Here is a 2,020-nt window from a genome sequence, read left to right as displayed (position 1 = left end):
GACACTTGCAGCTTCGTCGGCAGGCTCAGATGTGTATAAGAAACAGGAGTGGGCGGGTGGCTGGGTCGTCCTCCTGGTGCTCGCCGGGGGATTCGTCCTCGGCTCGCTCGTGGTGCGCCGTGCCGGACGGCGGGCGTGGAACCGGCTGGTGGAGTCCGCGCAACGGCAGGCCCGGGCGGCGCAGGCGGCCCGGGAGGGCCGGGAGCCGGTCGATCCGACCCCCGGGCCGCCCTCCGACCGACGCGGTGGTGAGGCCATGACGATGGTCGGCGGCCTGCTGCTCATGTTCCCCGGGCTGCTCTCGGACCTGGTCGGCCTGGTGTGCGTGCTGCCGCCCGGCGCCGCGCTGATCCGGCGGGGGTTGCGACGGTTCGCCACCACCGATCGGGGGCCGGTCGGGACGACCTATCGGGACCTGAGGGCGGCCGGCGACGGGGCGCGCATCCACCGCCCGGACGGTCGGATCGTGCCCGGTGAGGTCGTGCGGGAGGAGGACGGGGCCCCCGGGGGGAACGGTCGCGTCATCCGGGAGGACGGCGGCCCGGCCGCTCCCGGCCCCGCCGGGCGGGAACGACCGGAGAGCTGAGGCCGTGTCCGGGACGGTGGGGAACGGGCTCCCGGGCCCGACCCGGCGTCCCGGACACGCGGGCACGGCGAAGGGGCGGGACACCGGGTTCTCCCCGGTGTCCCGCCCCTTCGTCCGTCGTGTCGACCGGGGCCGTTCCGCGATCCCGACGGGAGGGCCCGGGCCCTCCCGTGCAACGGTTCCGTCGACCGGTGCCCCGGTCTCAGGCCGACTTGCGGCTGTCCCGGGGGTGGACGGCGATGTTCATCGCGCCCGAACGGAGTACCGCCAGCCGCTCGGCCAGCACCTCCTCCAGTTCCTCGCGGGTGCGCCGCTCCATCAGCATGTCCCAGTGGGTGCGGGCGGGCTTGGTCTTCTTCTCCTCCGGCCCCTCGCCGTCCACCAGGAGCGCCTGCGCCCCGCAGACCTTGCACTCCCACTCCGGCGGGATCTCGGCCTCCACGGAGAAGGGCATCTCGAAACGGTGCCCCCGCTCACATGCGTACTCCACAGCCTGGCGCGGCGCCAGATCGATGCCGCGGTCGGTCTCGTAGCTGGTCACCACGAGCCGCGTGCCGCGCAGAGCTCGCTCACTCATGAATCGTGCCTCCCGGGCTGGTCGCCCACAGGACAGGTGTCGCTGTCGTCGTCATCCGGTCAACGTCCGGTCGGCGGTGAAGATTCCCGTTCAGGGAGATGCGTCGCCCGTCGTGCCGCCCCTTGCATGTACCCACCGGTGCCCGGTTTGTCACCTCCCGAGGGAGATGTCACCCGGCGCCCCTGCTCTCGGGGATCTCGGGGCCGTCGGTCGGGTGGCCTCGGGGTCCGGTAGGTCAAAGGTGCACCTTACCGTGAGGGCGCGACGTACACCCAATTCCGCCCTTCGGCGCGCCCCCCGGCTCCCTTTCCCCCGAACGCGCCCCGGCCGGGTTCCCGGCCGGCCGGACGGTGCGTCCGGGACCGGGTGCCACGGCCCCGGGCGGTGTCCCCGCCGTGGCACCATGTGGGGGAACGCGTGGGGGGAAACGGACGGATTTCCCGGTGGTCGGTGGGGGATCGGTGGGGGAGAGGTGGATCGCGATGGCCCCCGTGTGGACCTCGACCGTCGGTGCCTCCCGATTGGCCCGCATGCTGAACGCCCGGGGTGCCGATCCGCGGGACGCCGCGGGCGGGGGCCCGGCGTCCGACGGTCCGGCCGGGCCGCCCCGCCGGACGGAACCGGCCTATCGCTCCCTGGCCGACGGCATCCGGCTGCTGGTGGCGGAGGGCAGGCTGCCCACCGCCGCCCGGTTGCCCGCCGAACGCGAACTCGCCGCCGCCCTCTCGGTCAGCCGTACCACCGTCGCCGCCGCCTTCCAGCGCCTGCGGGCCGAGGGATGGATCGCCTCCCGCCGCGGCTCGGGGAGCTGGACCACCGTTCCGGCCGGTCGCCCCCTGCCCACCCCGGGCCTGGAC

3 protein-coding genes are annotated in these 2,020 nt (G+C 74.4%); 2 read left to right on the top strand and 1 reads right to left on the bottom strand.

Going from position 1 to position 2,020, the window contains the following annotated elements; genetic code table 11:
• The coding region (locus tag FOE67_RS23980; RefSeq protein ID WP_323385394.1) for an FxsA family protein at window positions 1–586 on the top strand (586 nt) is incomplete at its 5' end.
• Between the two features lie 202 nt (window positions 587–788).
• Here FOE67_RS23980 and FOE67_RS23975 read toward each other — a convergent pair.
• Entirely contained in the window at window positions 789–1,163 is a 375-nt protein-coding gene (locus FOE67_RS23975) for an RNA polymerase-binding protein RbpA (protein ID WP_143621474.1), read from the bottom strand.
• A 482-nt stretch (window positions 1,164–1,645) separates the two neighbouring features.
• On the opposite strand from FOE67_RS23975, the gene FOE67_RS23970 reads away from it, so the two are divergent.
• Window positions 1,646–2,020 (top strand): GntR family transcriptional regulator (locus FOE67_RS23970; RefSeq protein ID WP_182666923.1); only part of this gene is annotated, 375 nt, incomplete at its 3' end.

The sequence above is a fragment of the Streptomyces calidiresistens genome, from assembly GCF_014141525.1.
GTDB lineage: Bacteria > Actinomycetota > Actinomycetes > Streptomycetales > Streptomycetaceae > Streptomyces > Streptomyces calidiresistens.
The sequence above is the reverse complement of the archived record's forward strand: the minus strand, read 5'-3'. Positions and strand labels throughout refer to the sequence as shown.